The 20,082-nt window shown below is 59.0% G+C and carries 19 protein-coding genes; 7 read left to right on the plus strand and 12 right to left on the minus strand.

The genetic code is table 11. The features are described 5' to 3' along the window. Positions 1-4: 4 nt before the first annotated feature. The 3 genes from A3A5_RS0124160 to A3A5_RS0124170 all read left to right on the plus strand — a co-directional run bounded on the left by A3A5_RS0124160 (position 5) and on the right by A3A5_RS0124170 (position 5,126). Entirely contained in the window at positions 5-3,517 is a 3,513-nt protein-coding gene (locus tag A3A5_RS0124160) for an indolepyruvate ferredoxin oxidoreductase family protein (protein WP_018313069.1), read from the plus strand. 1 nt (position 3,518) lies between these two features. Beyond that, on the plus strand, positions 3,519-4,718 hold the full coding sequence (locus A3A5_RS0124165; protein ID WP_018313070.1) for a PLP-dependent aminotransferase family protein: 1,200 nt from the start codon (positions 3,519-3,521) through the stop codon (positions 4,716-4,718). Positions 4,719-4,802: 84 nt separating this feature from the next. Then, a complete protein-coding gene (locus tag A3A5_RS0124170; RefSeq protein WP_018313071.1) occupies positions 4,803-5,126 on the plus strand; it encodes a DUF1330 domain-containing protein in 324 nt (107 codons plus the stop codon). Between the two features lie 67 nt (positions 5,127-5,193). On the opposite strand, the gene A3A5_RS0124175 is transcribed toward A3A5_RS0124170, so the two are convergent. From A3A5_RS0124175 to A3A5_RS39315, 5 genes are all read right to left on the minus strand, one after another. Then, positions 5,194-5,526 (minus strand): DUF1330 domain-containing protein, encoded by a 333-nt coding sequence (locus A3A5_RS0124175; protein WP_018313072.1) that lies wholly within the window; start codon positions 5,524-5,526, stop codon positions 5,194-5,196. 46 nt (positions 5,527-5,572) lie between these two features. Then, entirely contained in the window at positions 5,573-6,478 is a 906-nt protein-coding gene (gene panB, locus A3A5_RS0124180; RefSeq protein WP_026201075.1) for a 3-methyl-2-oxobutanoate hydroxymethyltransferase, read from the minus strand. A gap of 155 nt (positions 6,479-6,633) precedes the next feature. Next, positions 6,634-7,620 carry a quinone oxidoreductase gene (locus A3A5_RS0124185; protein WP_018313074.1) on the minus strand — a complete coding sequence of 329 codons (987 nt, stop codon included), beginning with the start codon at positions 7,618-7,620 and terminating at the stop codon, positions 6,634-6,636. 199 nt (positions 7,621-7,819) lie between these two features. After that, positions 7,820-9,190: an aromatic acid/H+ symport family MFS transporter gene (locus A3A5_RS0124190; RefSeq protein WP_018313075.1), complete on the minus strand. Its 1,371-nt coding sequence runs from the start codon at positions 9,188-9,190 to the stop codon at positions 7,820-7,822. A 582-nt stretch (positions 9,191-9,772) separates the two neighbouring features. After that, a complete protein-coding gene (locus tag A3A5_RS39315; RefSeq protein WP_018313076.1) occupies positions 9,773-10,297 on the minus strand; it encodes a substrate binding domain-containing protein in 525 nt (174 codons plus the stop codon). Positions 10,298-10,358: 61 nt separating this feature from the next. Between A3A5_RS39315 and A3A5_RS39320 the strand changes: the two genes are divergently transcribed. Then, positions 10,359-10,583 carry a hypothetical protein gene (locus A3A5_RS39320; RefSeq protein WP_018313077.1) on the plus strand — a complete coding sequence of 75 codons (225 nt, stop codon included), beginning with the start codon at positions 10,359-10,361 and terminating at the stop codon, positions 10,581-10,583. On the opposite strand, the gene A3A5_RS45110 is transcribed toward A3A5_RS39320, so the two are convergent. Next, complete coding sequence (locus A3A5_RS45110) at positions 10,552-11,163, minus strand: tannase/feruloyl esterase family alpha/beta hydrolase (protein WP_232431443.1); 612 nt, start codon at positions 11,161-11,163, stop codon at positions 10,552-10,554. The genes A3A5_RS39320 and A3A5_RS45110 overlap by 32 nt on opposite strands. A gap of 35 nt (positions 11,164-11,198) precedes the next feature. Here A3A5_RS45110 and A3A5_RS45795 point away from each other — a divergent pair, with 35 nt between their 5' ends. After that, positions 11,199-11,336: an AraC family transcriptional regulator gene (locus A3A5_RS45795; protein ID WP_198293175.1), complete on the plus strand. Its 138-nt coding sequence runs from the start codon at positions 11,199-11,201 to the stop codon at positions 11,334-11,336. Positions 11,337-11,530: 194 nt separating this feature from the next. On the opposite strand, the gene A3A5_RS43580 is transcribed toward A3A5_RS45795, so the two are convergent. Next, a complete protein-coding gene (locus A3A5_RS43580; protein WP_026201076.1) occupies positions 11,531-11,818 on the minus strand; it encodes a hypothetical protein in 288 nt (95 codons plus the stop codon). Positions 11,819-12,371: 553 nt separating this feature from the next. Beyond that, positions 12,372-13,247: a pyrroline-5-carboxylate reductase gene (proC, locus tag A3A5_RS0124215; protein WP_018313080.1), complete on the minus strand. Its 876-nt coding sequence runs from the start codon at positions 13,245-13,247 to the stop codon at positions 12,372-12,374. 642 nt (positions 13,248-13,889) lie between these two features. On the opposite strand from proC, the gene A3A5_RS0124220 reads away from it, so the two are divergent. Next, positions 13,890-15,422: an acetyl-CoA hydrolase/transferase family protein gene (locus A3A5_RS0124220; RefSeq protein ID WP_018313081.1), complete on the plus strand. Its 1,533-nt coding sequence runs from the start codon at positions 13,890-13,892 to the stop codon at positions 15,420-15,422. Positions 15,423-16,186: 764 nt separating this feature from the next. Here the strand turns inward: A3A5_RS0124220 and A3A5_RS0124225 are convergent. The 3 genes from A3A5_RS0124225 to A3A5_RS0124235 all read right to left on the minus strand — a co-directional run bounded on the left by A3A5_RS0124225 (position 16,187) and on the right by A3A5_RS0124235 (position 17,990). Then, on the minus strand, positions 16,187-16,381 hold the full coding sequence (locus A3A5_RS0124225; RefSeq protein WP_018313082.1) for a 4-oxalocrotonate tautomerase family protein: 195 nt from the start codon (positions 16,379-16,381) through the stop codon (positions 16,187-16,189). Positions 16,382-16,447: 66 nt separating this feature from the next. Then, entirely contained in the window at positions 16,448-17,596 is a 1,149-nt protein-coding gene (locus A3A5_RS0124230; protein WP_018313083.1) for an alpha/beta fold hydrolase, read from the minus strand. Between the two features lie 31 nt (positions 17,597-17,627). After that, entirely contained in the window at positions 17,628-17,990 is a 363-nt protein-coding gene (locus A3A5_RS0124235) for a hypothetical protein (RefSeq protein ID WP_232431444.1), read from the minus strand. Here A3A5_RS0124235 and A3A5_RS0124240 point away from each other — a divergent pair. After that, positions 17,936-18,862, plus strand: coding sequence for a LysR family transcriptional regulator (locus A3A5_RS0124240; RefSeq protein WP_035813618.1), 927 nt, complete (start codon positions 17,936-17,938; stop codon positions 18,860-18,862). The two genes, A3A5_RS0124235 and A3A5_RS0124240, sit on opposite strands and share 55 nt — an antisense overlap. A 236-nt stretch (positions 18,863-19,098) precedes the next feature. On the opposite strand, the gene A3A5_RS0124245 is transcribed toward A3A5_RS0124240, so the two are convergent. Further along, the gene (locus A3A5_RS0124245; protein ID WP_018313086.1) at positions 19,099-19,557 is read right to left on the minus strand and encodes a hypothetical protein; all 459 of its coding nucleotides are present in this window, start codon (positions 19,555-19,557) and stop codon (positions 19,099-19,101) included. Positions 19,558-20,082 lie beyond the last annotated feature (525 nt).

The following is a 20,082-nucleotide window of genomic DNA, read 5'->3' on the forward strand; positions in this document are numbered from 1 at the left end:
CCTCATGGCTGATGCTCAATCTTCGTCCGGCGCGATGCGTGCGGACATTCCCGGACAACGCACTTTCCTGACCGGTATCCAGGCCCTGGTGCGCCTCCCCATGATCCAGCGTGAACTGGATCGCGCTCGCGGCTGGAAGACGGCTGGCCTGGTTTCTGGCTACCGAGGCTCCCCGCTTGGCGCCTATGACCAGCAACTGTGGAAGGCGTCGAAACAGCTTACTGCCCATGATGTGGTCTTCCAGCCGGGCCTGAACGAAGACTTGGCTGCTACGGCGCTTTGGGGCGCCCAAATGCACCGTGCCTATGGCGAAGCCAAGGTAGATGGAGTCTTTGGCATCTGGTACGGGAAAGGCCCCGGGGTGGACCGCACGGGAGACGTATTCCGGTGTGCCAACATGTTCGGCACCTCCCGATTCGGCGGTGTGCTCGCTGTCTCTGGCGATGACCATGCCGCGCAGTCTTCATCATTTCCCCACCAGACCGACGGGATCTTTCACTCGGCGTCCATCCCTGTTCTCCAGCCTGCGAATGTCCGCGAAGTCATCGAGCTCGGGCTCGCTGGCTTTGCCATGTCGCGCTACTCGGGCTTGTGGGTATCGCTCAAGACGATTGCTGAAGTGGTGGAAACGGCATCCACGATTGAGCTGGCGAGATGGCCAAGTTTCCGCGAGCCGGAGGACTTTGTCATGCCGGCTCATGGGCTTAACTGGGATCCAACGGTCGCGTGGCCTGGCCAGCGGGGTGAACTGGAGCGGCGCCTGATCGACGAGCGGCTACCTGCCGCGCGAGCATGGGCGAGAGCAAACCGGATCGATCAGACCATTGTCCAGGCTCCGGTGAAGCGCCTCGGCATCATCACCGTCGGCAAGGCGCACCAGGACGTGATGCAGGCGTGCCTCGACCTTGGCCTCAGTCACAATGACCTGCGCGCGCTTGGTGTGTCAATCTACAAGGTTGCAATGAGTTGGCCCCTGGAAACTGTGGGCGCTTGCGCTTTCGCGGCAGGCCACCGGGAAGTTCTGGTGGTGGAGGAAAAGCGTTCCAATGTCGAAGCGCAGCTTAAGGAGGCGTTGTTCCACCGGCCGGCGTCGCAACGTCCGGTCGTCACTGGAAAGACGGATGACACGGGCCACGCCTTGCTACCCGAGGTGTCGGAATTCAGTGCATACCTTGTAGCGCGCGTACTCGTGCGGCGCGCACTGGTCAACGGCATCGATGCGCCCTGGTTGACGGAGCGTCTTGCATCGCTGGACCAGGCCGCGAAGAAGCCGCCCGCAGTAGTCATCCCGATTCGGAGGCCATATTTCTGCTCGGGGTGCCCGCACAATACTTCGACACGTACCCCGGACGGCTCGATCAGTGGCGGTGGCATCGGCTGCCACGTGATGGCGCTCTCGCAGCCGGAACTCAAAACAATGACCATGAGCCAGATGGGGGGAGAGGGCGCGCAGTGGATTGGCGCGGCACCATTCTCCAGGACAGGTCATGTGTTCCAGAACCTGGGGGACGGCACATATCAGCACTCGGGCCTGCTGGCCATTCGCGCCGCGGTCGCCGCGAAGACCAACATCACCTACAAGATCCTGTACAACGACGCCGTTGCCATGACCGGCGGGCAGCCGGCCGAGGGTTTCAACGATCCTGCTCGCATCACCCGGCAGTTGCACGCTGAAGGCGTTGGACGGATTGCGCTCATAACAGACGATCCGCTGCGTTGGCGTGACCGGAAGGCGCTCGCGGCCGGGGTCGAGGTTCACCATCGCGACACGCTGGATGCTGTGCAGCGAGAGTTGCGCGAAGTGCCGGGCGTGACGGCCATCGTTTACGAGCAGACATGCGCGGCCGAGAAGCGTCGCCGGCGCAAGCGCAAGGAAGCCCCCGATCCAGATCGGAGGCTGTTTATCAATCACCAGGTCTGCGAGGGTTGCGGGGACTGCTCGGTCCAATCGAACTGCATTTCCATTGAGCCTCTGGAGACTGATCTTGGCCGCAAGCGGACGATCAACCAGAGTGCCTGCAACAAGGACTTTTCCTGCGTGAAGGGCTTCTGTCCGAGCTTTGTCGAGGTCGAGGGCGTCACCCTGCGCAAGCCGGATGTTCGCCGGATTGCGGCATTGGAAAAGGAACTCGTCGCGGGGTTGCCGTTGCCCGCGCTTCCGGTCCTCGAGGACTCGTTCAATATCTATATCACCGGCATCGGTGGCACCGGCGTACTGACTATGGGTGCGCTCCTTGGCGCCGCTGCCAGTGAAGAGGATCTTGCCGCCTCGGTGCTCGATTTCACGGGGATGGCACAGAAAAATGGAGCGGTGGTCAGTCAGGTCCGTATTGCCATGGCTGACTTCCAGATGCCGGCGTCACGTATCGGCGAGGGCAGGGCAGATCTTCTCCTGGGGGCGGATCTTGTCGTGTCCGCGGCTGCCGACTCGCTGCTCAGGCTCTCCTCGTCCAGGACTGCCGCGGTGGTCAACTTGGCCGAGACCCCCACTCCGGACGTCATCAGCAATCGGGATGCGAAGTTGCCGACGCGGCTGATGCATGATCGCATCAAGAGTCGCTGCAGGGGTTCTAGCTTCCATGCGCTAGACGCGAGCGCGCTTGCGCAACGCCTCTTTGGAGATACCCTTCCCACGCACACGATGATGCTGGGTTACGCCTGGCAGCAAGGGCTGGTTCCCTTGAGCCGCGAATCAATCGAAAGGGCGATCGAGCGCAATGGCGCAGCCGTCGAGATGAACAAGGCTGCCTTCAACTGGGGGCGCATTGCCGCAGCCACGCCAGAGGCGCTCGACGCCATCAGCGCGCCATCCGGCCAACACGCCGTTGAGCCTGCAACGCTGGATGGCCTTGTCGCACTGCACCGGCAGCAGTTGGCGGAGTACCAGGATGGCCGTTACGCGGACAAATACCATGCCTTGGTAGAACTGGTGCGGCACGCCGAGCAAGCGATCGAGCCAGGAAGCGAAGCGCTGGCAGCGGCAGTTGCCCGTAGCGCCTACAAGTTGATGGCTTACAAAGACGAGTATGAAGTGGCTCGCCTTTATTCGACGCCAGCCTTTCGCGATTCACTGGCGGAACAGTTCTCGACCGCGAAGAAGGTGTCGCTATGGCTTGCGCCGCCCCTGCTCTCAAAGCTTGACCCGAAGACAGGTCGGCCGAAAAAGAAGAAATTCGGGCCGTGGATCTTCCCGGTCATGAAGGGCTTGAGCAGCTTGCGCGGACTGCGCGGAACGGCACTCGATGTATTTGGGTACACCGCGGAGAGGAAGACTGAGCGTCGCCTCATTGCCGAATACTTCCACGACATTCGCGTCCTTTGCTCCCGTCTCTCACGAGAGAACCTTGGTAGGGTCGTGGAATTCGCGGCGTTGCCGATGGAGATCCGAGGCTTCGGGCCGGTCAAGGAACAAGCGATCAAGGGCCATGGCACGCGGCGTGAGGTAGCGCTGACCGCACTAGCGACGGGGCGGCAAATGAATCATAGCGAACAACACAACAAGGCTCACGCAGCGTGACATGCGCAGGCAAGACATCAAGGAGTATGACAACATGGCAAAGTACGGCACCCATTTTTCCCGTCGGGCACAGGCATTGACGAGCTCCGTCATCCGGGAGGTTCTCAAGCTCACAGAGAGACCGGAGATCATCTCATTTGCTGGCGGGCTTCCATCTGCGCAAACATTTCCCGTGCAGGCGCTTCAGTCGGCATGTGAGCGTCTCTTTGCCGAGGCGCCTGCGGCGTCGCTGCAGTACGCACCTACCGAAGGGCTTCAGCCGCTGCGGCAATGGGTCGCGGACAAGCACGGCGTGGATGTGAGCAACGTGCTGATCACGACCGGGTCGCAGCAGGCGCTGGATCTGCTCGCGAAAGTATTCATTGATCCGGGCAGCAAGGTGTTGGTGGAAGCACCAACATATCTGGGTGCCTTGCAGGCGTTCTCGCTCTCTGAACCTTCCTATGCCGAAGTGCCGACCGATGAAAGTGGCCTTCAACCCGGCTTGCTCACCGAAGCGCTGGCTGCGGAAGCCAGGTTTCTCTACACGATTCCCAACTTCCAGAATCCCACCGGGCGCAGGCTGACGCTGGAGCGCCGCCAAGCGCTCGTGGCGCGTGCGGAGGAACTCGGCCTTCTTCTAATCGAGGACAACCCATATGGTGAACTGCGCTATAGCGGACAAGCTCTGCCCTCCTTGCATTCACTGAACCCGTCGGGGGTTGTGTACATGGGGTCATTCTCAAAGGTCCTGGCGCCGGGACTGCGCCTGGGCTACATGATTGCGCCGGCGGATATCCACGCCAAGCTCGTGCAGGCGAAGCAGGCGTCGGATCTGCATACGCCAAGCTTTACGCAACGTGTCGCCTACGAAGTCCTGAAGACGGGCATGCTTGACAGTCATATCGCCGCAGTCTGCGATCTATATGGCAAGCACTGTTCAGTAATGCTGGATGCGCTTTCGCGCCATATGCCGGCAGGGGTAAGCTGGAGCCAGCCAGAGGGCGGCATGTTCATCTGGGTGGAGTTGCCCGAAAACATCGACGCGATGGCCTTGCTCGAAGAGGCCGTTGCCAACAAGGTGGCCTTCGTTCCTGGCGCTCCGTTCTATGCAAAAAATCCGCGCCACAACACCATGCGGCTGGCCTTCGTCACGGTTTCACCGGATCGGATCGAGGAGGGTATCGCCCGACTCGGCAAGTTGGTAGCTGGGCATATCTGACGCGTGACTATTGGGGCGGAACGTTTCTCCGCCCAGCAGACCCGGTAGTGCCTTACGCGCATTACCGGGAGCACGAAAACCCTCATGAGTTTCAGGACGACGACAATGTCGAATGGATATTGGATTGCTCTGGTCGACGTCGAAGATATCGACGGCTACAAGCGCTACATTGATGCAAACAAGGCAGTCTTCAATACTTATGGAGGACGGTTCCTGATCAGGAACGGCGAGAAGTCCGTTGTGGAGGGGACGATGCGTTCCCGCGTGGTCGTGATTGAATTCGAGACCTATCAGATCGCCCTGGATTGCTATCACTCGCTTGAGTATCAGCGTGCCAAATCGCTGCGTACGCCTTGTTCACAAGCGGACATTGTGGTGATAGAGGGGTACCTGGGGCAGCGCGAGTAAGTTGGCGCAATGATGCGGTGAGGTAACGAGTGTCTCGCCGCACTCACCGTTTGTCAGGAAGCCAGAATCACCGTATTACGTTCTCCGCCAGCGCATCATCCGGTTGCAGGCCGATGTATCCCTCCACTACTATGACATCTCCGAGGGACGCTGCCTTGCGCAGTTCCGCTGCGCGGCGGTACTCGGGCGATTGATAGCAGGCCATCGCTGTTTCGTAGTCCTTGAACTCGATTACGACCAAGCGGGAGCGGTAGTGGCCCTCCACGGCCTCTGACCGGCCTCCCCGTATCAGATAGCGACCGCCGTATTTCTGATAGGCAAGCTGGTTCAGCTTGCTATACGCACCGAATAACTCGGCGTCGGTAATATCGACCTGTCCGATCCAGTAGCCCTTCGCCATATCTTCTCCTGTCATTGACGTTTGCGGTTATGCGGGTGACGCCTGCCTACCAGGCGTGCAATTCGTTGTTCGGAAATGAGCCGTCCTTCACGGCTGCCACATAGGACGCGAATGCAGAATGGATGCCACTGGCCCCATCCATGAAGTTGCGTACGAACTTCGGCATTCGTCCAAGATTCACTCCAAGCATGTCGTGCATGACGAGCACCTGGCCTGCAGTACCGTTGCCGGCGCCGATACCTATGGTGGCGCAGGAAGACAGTTCGGCAGTGATGGCGCTGGCAAGCGCGGCCGGGACCATCTCAAGGACCAGCATGGTGGCACCTGCACCCTGCAAGGCTCGGGCATCAGCGAGCAGCCGATCGCCGGCAGCCTTTTCGCGGCCCTGCACGCGATAGCCACCCAGTGCGGAAACTGTTTGCGGAGTAAGACCCAGATGGCCGCATACCGGGATCCCGCGCTCGACAAGGAAGCTGACCACGTCAGTTGTCCAGCCGCCGCCCTCCAGCTTCACCATGCTGGCGCCAGCCTGGAGCAGGTCCACTGCTGATTCCATGGCCCGATCCCGCGATCCGTGGTAGCAGCCGAAGGGCAGGTCGCTGACAAGCATGGCCCGTCCTGCGGCACGAGCAAGCCCTTGGGACACACAACCGGTGTGATATCGCATGCTGTCCAGTGTTACCGCTACCGTGCTGCTCATGCCTTGACAAACCATGCCGAGGGAATCGCCCACAAGTATGCAATCCGCGCCTGCCGAATCTGCCATCGCGGCAAAAGTGGCGTCATACGCAGTCAGCATGGCGATGCGTTCCCCGGCGGCATGCATTTCTGCAATGCGGGTGGTGGTAACCTGCCTGCGCGGCTGAGTTTTTCCGGCGGGATATGATCCGTATGGCGGCGTGGAAAATTCAACGGAATTGGAAGGGTCGGAAGATGCTGATGATTTGGACATATTGGTAGCGAACGAATGCAGCGATCGCTCGCGCTGAGTGTTTCGCAGTGGATACCAGGAACGGCTGTCTTGCACCGCCCATACTCAAGAACAAGGGACGAACGGTTCCAACCGGGTAAAAGCCCGGTCAGTGCGGTTCTGTCCAGCTTTGCTCTTTAGCCTGGTGGAATCAGAATGCTCGAGCCGACTGTGCTTCGGCTCTCCAAGTCAGTGTGAGCTTGCGCAACGTCCAGCAGTGGGTAACGTCTGCCGATATTCGCCTTGACCAGGCCGGTGCCGATCATCGCAAAGAGGTCCCGCGCCATCTCATCGAGATCACTGGTTTTTGCGGCGTAGTGGAACAACTGCGGGCGCGTAAAGAACAGCGAGCCGCGTCGGGTGAGTTCGAACGCCTCGAGCGGTGGCAAGGGGCCTGACGAATTACCGAAGCTGACAAAGGTTCCCAAGGGCGCCAGACAGTCAAGGGAGCCGATGTAGGTGTCTTTTCCGATGGAATCGTAGACCACAGGAACTCCTTGGCCATCGGTGATCTCACGCACACGCTCAGTGAAGTTCTCGCGGGAGTAGACAATGGGGAAGTCGCAACCGTTTTCCCTGGCGAGTTCGGCTTTCGCATCCGAGCTGACGGTTCCTATGACCGTAGCACCCAAAGCTTTCGCCCACTGGCATGCCAAGAGGCCTACGCCGCCCGCCGCAGCATGGATCAGTATCGTATCGCCTGCCTTTACCCGATAGGCCCGGCGCAGCAGGTACTGAGTGGTCAGTCCCTGCAGGGTAACAGCGGCGGCCTCTGCAAAGCTGACACTGTCCGGAAGAAGTACGACTTCGTCTTCCGGTACCGTTCGCTCCATGGCGTAGGCACCCGGAGTCCGGCCTGCATAGGCGACGCGATCCCCAATCGTGAACCGACGGACTTCCTCCCCGATCGCGATCACGGTGCCGGCAGCTTCCATGCCAATTCCTCCCGGTAGTGGCATGGGGTATAGCCCCGTCCGGAAGTAAACATCGATGAAATTGAGTCCTACTGTCTCATGCCTGACACGGATCTCCCTCGGACCGGGTTCGGGCAGGTCAACATCCACCCATTTCATTACCTCTGGCCCGCCGGTTTCCTGAATCCGGATTGCTTTTGTCTCGTTCATATCTATCTCAAATGGATACTTTTGCCTTCGGTCCCGGGACGAGCCGGCGAGCAGAAGATGAGATCAGTTTATGCTGGGACGCTGGGAAATCTGCGCCTATTCGACATACGAAAACGCCGCGCCGAAGTTCATATGAACTAGCGGGCGGCTTTTTATTAGTCAAATTGCGCTAGCTTTTTTTGGGGGAGAAAACCGCAGGTCAACTCCGCATATTTGCCGGCGCTGCCGAGACGGCTGCCGTCGTACGGTCAAGGTCGTGCTTCTCCGATGCCGACTGGCGATGATTGATGCAGGCTAGCGCAAGAGCACCCACGATGCCGGCGGCGGCGATGACCAGAAAGTTTTGCTGCAGCGGCAATTTTAGGGAGACGATCACGCCGATCAGCACAGGTGCCACGATTGCCCCCAAGCGTCCGATGCCGGATGCCATGCCAACCCCTGTCGAGCGGATCGACATCGGATAGAACTGTCCGCTGTAGGCATACGCCACGATCTGAGCTCCGGTCGTGCAAGCTCCGACGGCAGCGATGATCACGTAGAGCACCTCGGTCGAAGGCTTGAATGTCATCAGATACAGGAACACGCTGCCAAGCGCATACATGGTCACCAGCACCCACTTGATATGGAACCGGTCTGCAAGCCAGCCACCGCCGATCGCACCAATGACCGCGCCAAGATTCAGGGCGATGACAAAGCTCAACGCGCTGCCGAGGCTATACCCCGACATTGCCATCAGCTTGGTCAGCCAGGTGCTGAGCGCATAGATCATGAACAAGCCGGTGAAGAACGCGATCCAGAACATGATCGTGCTGACGCCGCGTCCATCCTGGAACAACCGCACCACCGGCGCGCCAGCGGTGCGGTCCTGTGCCGGCACCTGGAACGTCGCGCTGGCATCGAGCCTTAGCTGCGGATTGATCTGCCGGACGACTTCGCTCAAGTCCCGCTGATTTTGGCGCGAGACCAGGAACGACAGCGACTCCGGCATCGTCTTCAAGATGAAAGGGATCAGAATCACCGGTACGCCCGCCGCAAAGAAGACGACCTGCCAACCGAAGCTAGCGATGAACTGCTTGCCGATGACGGCCGCCAGGATGCCTCCGATTGCATAGCCGGAGAACATCACGGTGGTCATGAAACTGCGGACCTGGCGCGGGGAATACTCCGTCATCTGCGCGACGATGTTTGGCATGACGCCGCCAATCCCGAGACCGGCGATAAAGCGCATAACGCTGAAGGTAACCGGATCATTGGTGAGCCCGGCCGCCGCAGTGAATACGCTGAACAGAAGAACACACAATGAGATGGTCCACCTGCGGCCGATCCTGTCGGACAGAGCGCCGAGGAAGATGGCGCCGAACATCATGCCAAACAGGGCTGAACTGGCCATGAAGCCAGCCGTCGAAGCATTGACGCCCATTTCCTTCATGATCGACGGCAGCGCCGCGCCGGCCACGGCGATGTCGTAGCCGTCAAGGATGATCACCAATAGACACCACGCTAGCACGCGCGCGTGGAAGTTGTTGAACCTGGCTTCATCGGCCAGTTTGTGTACGTCTATATGCTGCATTGTGTTTCTCCTCCACGTTGCTGCGCCTGGAAAAGTCAACAGCGCCGGGCTCGCTGCCGCACGACGATGCCTGCCTCGTCTGGACAGGACGGAGCTGCGATGATGACTTCCGGGAAGCGATGTTGAACAGGCTCCAGTTCGCGGATGACCTCGTTGAGGTTCTCTGGGCTGGGCTGAAGGTAATATGGTGGATCGCGGCATATAGGTCAAGATCATTACATAGTGTTCGACGCGCGGTTAGGGTAAATACCGTGCTTTATGCAATGTGTCACGAATAGATAGGTAAAGAAGCCTACATATAAGTGGCAGTTGGACTACATGCTGTCGGAGGGCCGCTCGGACGGCTGGATTGAGTTTCCGGAGGAGGGAAGCCGGCGTCTACGCGAAAGCGTCTCACTCGCTGAAGATCGAGATGCTCTTCTCCGGTCCTTCAGCGGAGGGGCACCAAAAACCCAGAAGATGTCGTATCGGTAGGGATCGTGCGGCTGGGCTCTCGGCCTGACGGTCGAGACGAGTTTGGATTGAGGGCGGATTGCAACTGTGTGGCGCCGCCAGGAAGATGTCCGGCAGTCTTGCTAGCTGCTATGGCTGACAGGCCTCCATGATGTGGACGGCCTGTGCTTCACAGAAGTCCAGATACGCACGCACGATGGCAGAAAGGTACCGGTGCGAGGAATAAAGCAAATTGATGTGTTGCTCCGGCATCGGATGGCCGACCAGCAACGGAACCAGGTGGCCAGCACGAATGCTATCCGCGGCCAAAAAAGGTGGCAATTCGGTAAGTACTTGGCCCGCGAGGGCATTCCTACGCAGATGCGCGTAGTCATTCGTTACCATGACAGCGTCCGGCGTCACAACGGACTCGCCCAGTTCCCACTGGCATGTCGCACTCGTATCGAGTCCCCAAACCGCGCATGGAAATCGCTGCAGATCGTCAGGCGTTCGTGGCAAGCCGTGACGGCCTATCAGTTTCGGGCTCGCCACCAGGACGTGGCGATAACTCAGGACTTGGCGGGCCACCATCGATTCGTGAGTAATGGAGCCAACCCGCAGTGCGACGTCGATGCCGTCTTCAAACGGATCGACCCGACGTTCGGTTGCGTGCACGTGGACGAAACTGACAGACGCGGGAAATCGGCTGTATCAGCACGCGAGCCTTGGAATCGAGATGCTGATGCAAAGCCCCGGCATCATTGACGAGACGGTCTATAAGGGATGGATTGGTGCCGCGGACAACATGTTGTACACGGAAAATCCGACCTTTCAGCGTGATGAAGCCGTCCGCTCGGGATCACTGGCCGCGATGACACTCATGCTGGCTGCTCAAGGGAAGGGTCTGGTGTCCGGTCCAATGATCGGCTTCAATGCGCAGCAAGTCTCCGAAGCTTTTTGAGTGCCAACGACGTGCCCGTCATGCTGGTAACAGTGGGATACCCGGGGGAAAAGAACTGGCCGCAGAAGCCACGTAAGACGGTGGACGAAGTGCTCGATTTCGTCTGACGGACACTGCCCGGGTGCCCAGCGCGCGCCGCGCGACGTCGCGTTGAGCGCCGGCCTGAATTCGGCATGCCGAGATCCCCGCAGGGATACCGAGTAGACAGTATCCCTGCAATAACGCCTGTAAGGCGCAGATATGCTTCGTGTCGCCGTCCCGTTGGTTGCCCGCAGAGTCGCCTGGTTGGGGACAATGCCTTTTCTACCCAATCGGTGAGCATCGAATACATCTGATCTGACGAGAAATTCGGAATTGCCGCCTCAGGATTGGAGGTGCCATTGGAAGTGCTGTGTCCGAGTCCAGGGACCAGATAAAGCCGATAGAAGCTCTGTACGTTTGCGATGCCGCCCATTTGCGCGGCAACTCTGTTGTAGTAGTTAACTGTGCCCTGTGGCACGACCAGTTCGTCAGCCAGCCCATGCCAAGTGAGGATCTTGCCGCCGCGATTCTTGAATGCCGATAGGTCGGCACTGTCCATATTGATGCTACCGAAATCGGATTGCCGACATCGCCGTGAGGTTGGGCTTTTCGAGTCAATCGCATTTCACGGAGGCATTTCGCCGCAAGGTCGGGGCAACTCCGGCGAGGTGGCGCGCTGCAGGCTTAGGTCATCTTGACGCGGGAACGTGCAGAAACCTGCTTCAGGCGTAGTCCTCGTGACTACAACTCAAGCGGCTTTGCGTCTTTTGCTTTGCTGCGCGACGGGCTACTCCAGTCGCGCGAGTTGCACCCGGTCATGGAGGCGATTGAGCCGATGATGGCGTCCGAGCCGGTGCCGGACCCGGAGCGGGAAACCGACCCGGTGTGGTAGCGTCCCGCCCGTCAGCTTACGCTAGGAGCCGCATTCAGGCTCCATCGGTGAACGGATCGCGGGCTTCGTGGATGCTGCGTGCGCCGTCAGTGAACGGATCCGGCTTGCTGACTTTGCCACCGTCGGTGAATGGGTCAACCTTGCCGAGCTTGGCGCCGTCCAGGAACGGATCGACCTTGCCGACGTGGCTGATGGCGCCGTCCATGCGGCCAAAGCCGGAGACAGACGGTGCAGCGTGCGCTGCGGAAGCGGCGGCAAGAGTCAGGCCGACGGCGCAGAGTACGGAGACAGCAAGATTGCGACGTTGTGAGGGGGTATTCATGATGTGAAGTCCTTTTCTTCGGGTTTCGTGGTCAAGCCACGCTTGATCCGTAATATAGGGCCTGGCTTTCGTCGGAAAAAGAGTGAATCCTCAATACACTGTCCATAGCGCCGGACAATAGGGTTCATCTCGGTGTAAAGCAATTCGTGACAAAAAAATAGAAGACTGAGTTGCGCTCTGCACTCACCAAAATAAGGTGCTTGGCCTCGTGATATCGTGATAGCGCACCACCCCAAGTGCGAAGACGATTAGCATGCGTCCTATAGAAGGAAGGCAGATACAGTCAAGAATGAATGACGGAGCCATATGACGCTGGCTTGCGCTATGAGTATTAGGCTGTGGGCCGTTACATGTCACGTGGCGGAGCGCGCGCTACATGGTCATCCAGTGCATTTGCTTGTCGGTAGCGTTCGCCGTTGCCGTGTAATCAGCCACCGCTGCGTTGCACGGCTGCTTTCCGTGACGAACGTCTACCGGTGAGAGGTCCTCATGAATAGGCAGCGCGGGTTCGTATAAAGATGACCTTCTTGCGCTCGAAGGCTCCCCTCATTGCCTACTCGCCAGTGCTACTCCAATCGTGCTGAAACTGCAGGCTCAATTCCTGTCCTTGAGCGGCGGCTGCCAGTATGGCGCTAGAGAACGCTTCCTGCACGCCGAGTTTGTCCATCAGAGAGGTCGCTGCCTCCGTTGTCCCGCCAGGCGATGTAACGCGCTGTCGCAGTTCCTTGATGGGACTCCTGGTACGTCGAGCAAGGTCAGCGGAGCCCAAAAATGTTTCGATGGCTAGTCGCTTCCCTTGTTCGGGGCTTAGACCCAATTGCTCCGCCGCATGTTCCATGGCTTCAATAAAATAGAACACGTAAGCCGGTCCGCTACCCGATAAGGCGGTGACCGCATTCATGAGCGCGTCCTCATTCAGCCAGAGGATCTGACCAACTGCCGAGGCAATCGCAGACGCAATTTCGCAATCGGATGCCTGTACTCCCGCAGCGGCGACCAGACCCGTCATACCCATGCCAATCTGTGACGGCGTGTTGGGCATGGCGCGGATCAACCTTCGAGTGCCGAGCCTGGTCTCGAGCTGTTCCAACGTGATACCCGCGACGACACTGACGATTAAGCTTTTGTCTTGGCGATCGCCAAGTAGCTCGCACAACTCTTTCAAGACGAACTGAGCCGTTTGTGGCTTTATGGCAAGCACGATGACATCGGAGCTTGCCAATGCGACATCGATTACCGGCGTAGTTTGAACCTTTAGTTTTGCGTGAAGCTTTGCACGCGATTGGATCGATGGCGCGCACACTCGTATGGACTGGCATGGAACTCCGACTTCAATCAGTCCCGATATTAGTGCGGTCGCCATGTTTCCACCGCCGACGAAGCCGAAGGTGAGAGAGGAAAGGGTTACCGTGTGAGCCTGCGTATCCATAATTTCAGTAAGGCGGGTCCCATGAGGCCCATGACTCTCTTTCTCACGTTTGTCCGAACAGAAGATGCACCTTGTGTCTGTGTCGCCGACGAGCTTCAGCAGCGACGAGCTTGCCCCGAAAGCGCCTGAAGCGGCATATAGGCCGGATGCAATATGACATGTAACTGTCATTGTACACAGATAAACAAGCCAAAGACGCTAATCATATATCATGTACTTGACGTAAATGGGCGGTGGGCCTAGCATTTGCGCGGGGACTAAGGTCGAAGCTGTGGATCGGCGCAAGAAGAACTTGCGGTCGCTGGCCGCTGGACGTCACCAGTCGCAGTCGATCGGCGAGGGGCAGCCCTTTCTGCTTGGGCAACCGTCAACTGGACATGATCTACCCGGGCCGTCGATGCCGAGGGCCTGCGCTGGGTTTCTCGCGAATTCGTCGGGCCTTGTGCCATAGGCGGTGAGCGTACCCGGCGCACTGCCCACGAAAAATTGAGACACGGGCACCATCAGCGTCGGCAGAAATGCAACGTGTTTCGCGTCTTGCGGCTTCTGCGGATGCGTGAGGCAATCGGATTTGGACCAAGAGGAAACGGCGCGCTCCAGGCAAAGGCTGCGTCGACACAAGGAATTATGGAAGGAGGAGCAATGCAGAACGAACGGATCCGCTGCGAACGGTTGCGTAACCGGGTGACGACTGCCGACGAGGCGGCAAAGCTGGTCAAGGACGGCATGACCGTTGGAATGAGCGGATTCGGCTACGCTGGTGACTGCAAGAGTGTGCCATTCGCAGTGGCGAGGCGGGCGCAGCGGGAACCAGTGCGAGTGACTTTGATCACGAGCGCATCGCTGGGTCATGACATTGATAAAACGTTAGCGGATGCTAACGTGACGGCCCGCCGTATGCCCTTCCAGTCCGATGCAGGGTTGCGTCGCCGGATCAATGGCGGCACGATCATGTACATTGACCAACATCTGTCGGAGATGGTGGAACAACTACGCGCCGGCTATCTGGGGGACATGGATGTCGCCATCATCGAAGCGACGGCCATTACCGAATGCGGAGGCATTGTTCCCACGACATCTGTCGGCGCGTCGGCGGACTTCGCGGCGAGGGCAAAGCGGGTGATCGTCGAGATCAATCTCAACATGCCCGCGTCGCTGGAAGGGATGCATGACGTCTACGTGCCCATCGATCGCCCATATCGTCAGCCGATTCCGTTGATAGCGCCAGAACAACGTATTGGACTGCCCTTCATTTCCGTCGATCCGGAGAAGATCGCTGCAATTGTATTTACGCGGGCCAACGACACTCCCACGACGCTTCTGCCTCCGGACGAGATCACGCAGAGAATTGCGCGGCATCTCAACCACTTCTTTGTTGAAGAGGTTCGCGCTGGCCGTCTCTCGCCTTCGCTACAGCCTTTGCAGGTTGGTGTCGGTGCAATCTCCAACGCGGTGCTTCACGAAATGGCGGACTCGCCATTTGAGGACCTCCAGATGTACTCGGAGATCCTGCAGGACAGCACGATCGCGTTGCTCGACGCGGGAAAATTGCGATTCGCGTCCGCATGCGCGATAGCGTTGTCCGGCCCCGTCCAGGAGCGCTTTCTTTCCGACATTGATCGATACAAGTCTCGGCTGGTTTTCAGGCCGCAGGAAATTAGCAATCATCCGGAATTGATCCGCCGCTTGGGACTCATCGCGATAAATACCGCGCTTGAGTGCGATCTCTATGGAAACGTCAATTCGACGCATGTCGGCGGCACACACATGGTGAACGGGATCGGCGGGTCAGGCGACTTCGCACGCAATGCGCATCTCTCGGTGTTCGTGACCAAATCGGTAGCAAAGGACGGTGACATTTCCAGCATCGTGCCAATGGTCTCGCACGTCGACCACACCGAGCACGATGTCGATGTCATCGTGACTGAGCATGGGCTGGCGGATTTGCGCGGCCTGGCACCGCGGGAGCGCTCCCGCCGGATCATCGATCATTGCGCAGATCCGCTGTATCGCGATGCCTTACGCGACTACGTGAAGCGCGCAGCCGCATATGGCGGGCAGACCCCTCATGTCCTCGAGGAGGCCCTTGCCTGGCATGTGCAGTATCGTGACGAATACACAATGCGAAATCCAAGTTCCGTATCTGGCTGCCTCGCAGAGCCTGAGCTAGCATAATTTTCCGGTCTCGACATCACAACGCGGATGCGCGAGGCCCGCTGGCTGCTACGCCAATTTGATGGCGAGCTAACGAAGGTCTGCGGGTGCGGTGGTGTTTCGAATCCGCGCAATGCGCGGGTTCGAAGGGCCCCGTCCCGCAATCGTGGAGAGCGCCACGAGCGTCGCGCGCTATTAGCGATCGTCGATGACGCTGGGTTGTTATTCTCAATGGGCACGGCAGCAAGACGCGTACTCAGTCCGAGAGCAACGTAGCATGCCTCGCCATGAGGCAGACCACGTTTCGTGCTCCAAGACTAAACCTACCGTGCCAACCGCGCCGGCAAGACTGCTGATGCCGGAGCTGCTGCTAGAGATTGGGGTAAGCAGACGTCGACGGCCTTCCAGACAGCCGAGCGAGACCACGACGGCGTTACACGTGGCTAAACTCGGGGGGGCGTGTGGGTAAATTACTAAGTCATAATTGACACTGTAGTCGGATTTGCCGGTGCAAACACCAGTGGTTACGGCGCAAAAGGGACCAGCGGTACTTCGTTCGGTACGCGAGCGTAGATTGCGCTGGCCACGCTAGCCGCCGCCGCATAATACAAAGCGATGAATATCCCGCCGATGCTTCTCGCAAGGAACGTCACATAGTCGGAGGTGTTTGGTGAGCGATTTCATGCAGGAGTCCAGACGCGCTCGCCAGTCATGCATTTGCGGCATGTCCCTTCCCACGCCACCATGGACGCCTGGTGGCCATTGGACTTCGGGCTACGCGAGGCTCAAGGTTTGGGATCCTCGCCGTACAACCGGCCGGCGACGGCCCAATTGGACGGCTTCACATCCTCGAAAATGACGTAGATGTACTTGGGATCAGTTCCCGTATTCTTGACAATGCTGTCGGTAATTTCGGCGGCTACGGCCTTCTTGGCTTTTGCATCTTTGCCTTCGAACCAACTAACGCGGACTACTGGCATCGTGCTTTTTTCCTGATGATTTCGGTTTGGGAAAGACGGCGGCTTGCCGAATTGCGTTTCCGTAGGTCAATGCAGAGACTGATCCTGCGTACTTGGGAGCAGCAAGCCTTCCGCTGCAGGCGTGTCGAGTCGGGAAGTGGAGGGGGCCGTGTCGCGGCCGCGAGCATTTCTTAGAGCGGTGCCTTCGTAACGCGTGTTTTGCGCGCCGTGTCGTATCTCCTCCGCCAGGAATGCGTGCAGGTCAGCCGCAAACTTGAAAGGGTTCTTGAACATCAAGAAGTGATCTCCCTGCTCAGCCTTGGAGTAGATGAAGAGCCTCGCTCCCGGAATTGTCTTCTGCATCCAACGCTGGCTAGGCACGTTGTTACTGTGTTCGCCAGTGAAGATTGCAGTAGGCACGTCGATCTTGTAGCGGATCACGTCACGCCAGTCGTTGGTAGCATGATCGAACAACACCATGGCTAAATGCTTGGGATCGTTCTTGATAAACGCGTTCGCGAACTCCTCTGAGTTCACGAAATAGGGCGAGTCCTTCATCAGGTACCGCTCCATTACTTTCAAATCGACGATAAGGCTGTTGGCAGGCGCGCCGGCGGTGAAGGCCGCTATCATACGCTCGGGAGATGTAGTCATGCCGCCCGCGTCCAGCCTCTCCTGCTCGGACCAGTCGGCGTGGGAATAGATCGAGATCGGCTCGTCGACGAATACCGCTTTCTGGATGCCGTGTGTGCCGAACAGGTCTATGTAGCTCCACAACACCGAAGCCCCCATGGACCAGCCGCAGTAATTCGCCTTATTCAGCCCTAGGTGATCGCCGAATTCCTTTAGATCGGCGGCATATCGTGAAATTCGAATGCCATAGTCCACCCGATCGGATAACCCCTGATTGCGAAGGTCTAATACATAAACGTGGTAATGCCGGCTCAAGAGATACATCACGTTGATGTACTCTGCCCCATTGGCCGACCACCCGGGAACGAAAATGAGAGGCTCTCCTTCACCTGCCTCCCAGTAGGAGAGCCTCACTCCATCACTGGTGGTGAAGGTCTTTATCTGCAGGTCCTTGAAATCAGAGAGTTTGGCGGGAAGGCCCTCGATCCTATTGTGGAAGGTCATGTCTTTGCCCAGCACCGTTATGGCGGAGGCCGCCATGGCGGTGCCGGATGCAATGGTCAGAGCGAGAGCGCACAACGTGCGGCAGGCGATTCTTTGCATTGAGGCGTATCTCGTCGGGCACCCTCCAGAATCACGCGTGCGTCCGGATAGGTGCGGTTGTTGGGTCGGCGCCAAGGAAATAGCCGAACTGGATATTCATCATCCCGACCGGCTCCAGGAATCGGCTATTGCGCAGCGGGCCGGCATCGACAGGCGCAAAGTCCAGCGCCTGTGCCAATTCGTGCACTTGCGCCGCGGCCGCAGCATCGTCGCCGGCCACGAAGATCTGTAGCCCTTTGCCTTCGCGGGCGTGGGCAGGGACCAGCAATCCAGCATAGATCTGAAAAAATCCGGGATAAATAGCTAAAATGAGGTTGCACTGACAAACAAATGTTTCTAATGGATCGGCTAACCTGTATGGCAGTGTTTGCCAAAGCGGTGGAACTCGGATCATTCAGTGCTGCAGCGGAAGTGTTGCAGATGTCTCCGCAACTCGTGGGCAAACACGTGCAGAACATCGAACAGCGCTTGGGTGTGCGCCTGCTCAATCGAACCACAAGACGGCAGAGCCTGACAGGCTTCGGTCAGGTCTTCTATGAACGATCAAAGATCATCCTGGCGGAAGTTGAGATTGCCGAGAATCTGGCAGCGGAGACCCGCGCCGAGCCCCGTGGCAAGCTTCGCGTCAATGCTCCCGTGAGCTTTGGCATGCACATGCTAGCCACGCGGCTTCCGGAATACTTGCAGAGCTATCCGGACGTTGAAGTGGAGCTCAGCCTGGCCAATCGAATGGTAGATCTGGTGGATGAGGGCTACGATGCCGTCTTCCGTGTCGGTGAGCTTTCCGATAGCGGACTCATCGCGCGCCCGCTGGCACCATATCGCCTGGTGCTGTGCGCTGCCCCTGCTTACTTGGAAGGGCGCCCGGCATTAACCACGCCTTGGGACTTGCAGCAGCACGAATGCCTGGGTTTTTCTCACACGAAGCTGCGCACGCACTGGACATTTGAGGGACCGGATGGCCGAATTGTTGTGCCGGTACATGGACGGTTGGTGGCCGATCATGGGGAGCCGCTCCTTTGTGCCGCTCTGGCTGGAGTGGGCATTCTGTTGCAGCCGTTTGAGCTGGTCAGAGAGGCCCTGGCCAATGGTTCACTCGTGCGGCTGTTACCTAAGTACGAACCGCCGGTGAGGCCCTTGCATGTGTTGTACGCGCCGGATCGGCGCATCACCCCCAAGCTTCGGAGCTTCGTTGATTTTGCCGTTCTTGTGTTTGGGCCCGATGCAAAAAAGTCAGGATTTTTGCGGGAGAGCGGGGCAACATAATGCGTCTCATTTTGCCCCGGAAGAATGCCGACACATTCGGGCTGCCACGGTCGGCCCGCCTCGCGTGGAGGGCCAGCCGCGCCGCAGCACCTGAGCGGAGCCGGGGTTCAGAAGTACGCGTTGGCTACCGGGTCCTCGTTGCCATCGCCAACGGTGCTAACTCGTGCCACCACGCCACAGCCATGGCGCTACGCCCGGGCGTAGTGGGAAGGGACGCAGCCTGCCTGACGCCACGCTCAGCGCTGGCAATGTTCGCGAAACCAGCCGTCCAGCCGCTGCTGCGCGGCTGTCCAGGTCGGCAGCTCACCGGCTTTGCCGGGTGCCAGACCGAGGCTTTGCCACGCCGAGTGCAACAGTCGCTCGACCGGGTCCCGGAACGGACTCGCGGCGTAGGTCTGCCGTTCGATTACAACGCCGTGCGCCACGCACCAGGCGTGCAGCGCCAGCCGGTCTTCCGGGAGCAGGTCGGTCAGGCGCAGCGCCTGTGGCGGGGGCCGGCCGATCGTGGCCGACTCCAGCCACGCGGCCAAGCCCGGCCCAAGCGGCTGCTCGGCGAGCATGGCCGACAGCGCGACGCCTCGGCGCACGTCGGCGAGCAGGTACAGGCAGGCACGCGGGGGCGTCTGCCCGCGAAAGCGCGTGTAGTCCAGGGCCCACGTGCGGCGAGAGTTTGAAGGGGAAGTCAGCAGTGACATGGGCGATGACAAGGGATTCGCTTCATACCTTCCGCAAGGAAAGGCCGCGCTGGCCGCGATGTCAAGCCCAGTCCCCCCAAGTTGGGCAAGCGACCGCCTCGGACGGGGAAGGCGCCGCCGCGCCCGATCTGTTGGCGGCGGCGTGGTTGGTTTGGCGTCAGGGCTCGCATGTCCCACTGACTGGAGTGCATCGCGCTGCCGACTCGTGAGCGCGGTCGGTAGCTAATTGAACTCACGGGAACGCCCTAGGAGCTCGTCGGAGTTGAGGTGAAGCGCGATTCAAAACATCAGGTTCATGACTGGGTTCGCGGCCGGATTGCGGGCTCATCTCAGTCGTCAAAACGCGATGAAGGTATTTGAAAGTGGATGAGGAAGGCAATCGGGCGATTAGGCGGCACAAAGAGCCCGCTGATCGGCCCTACACACCCCGTAATACGTTCATCCGCTTGATGTTCCACGCGAGCGCGACCAGCGACCATTCCGCCGCGACGTTGGACAGCCCGCGCAGCGAGAACTGCCGGAATC

The sequence above is a fragment of the Cupriavidus sp. UYPR2.512 genome, from assembly GCF_000379565.1.
In the GTDB taxonomy this organism is placed as follows: Bacteria; Pseudomonadota; Gammaproteobacteria; order Burkholderiales; family Burkholderiaceae; genus Cupriavidus.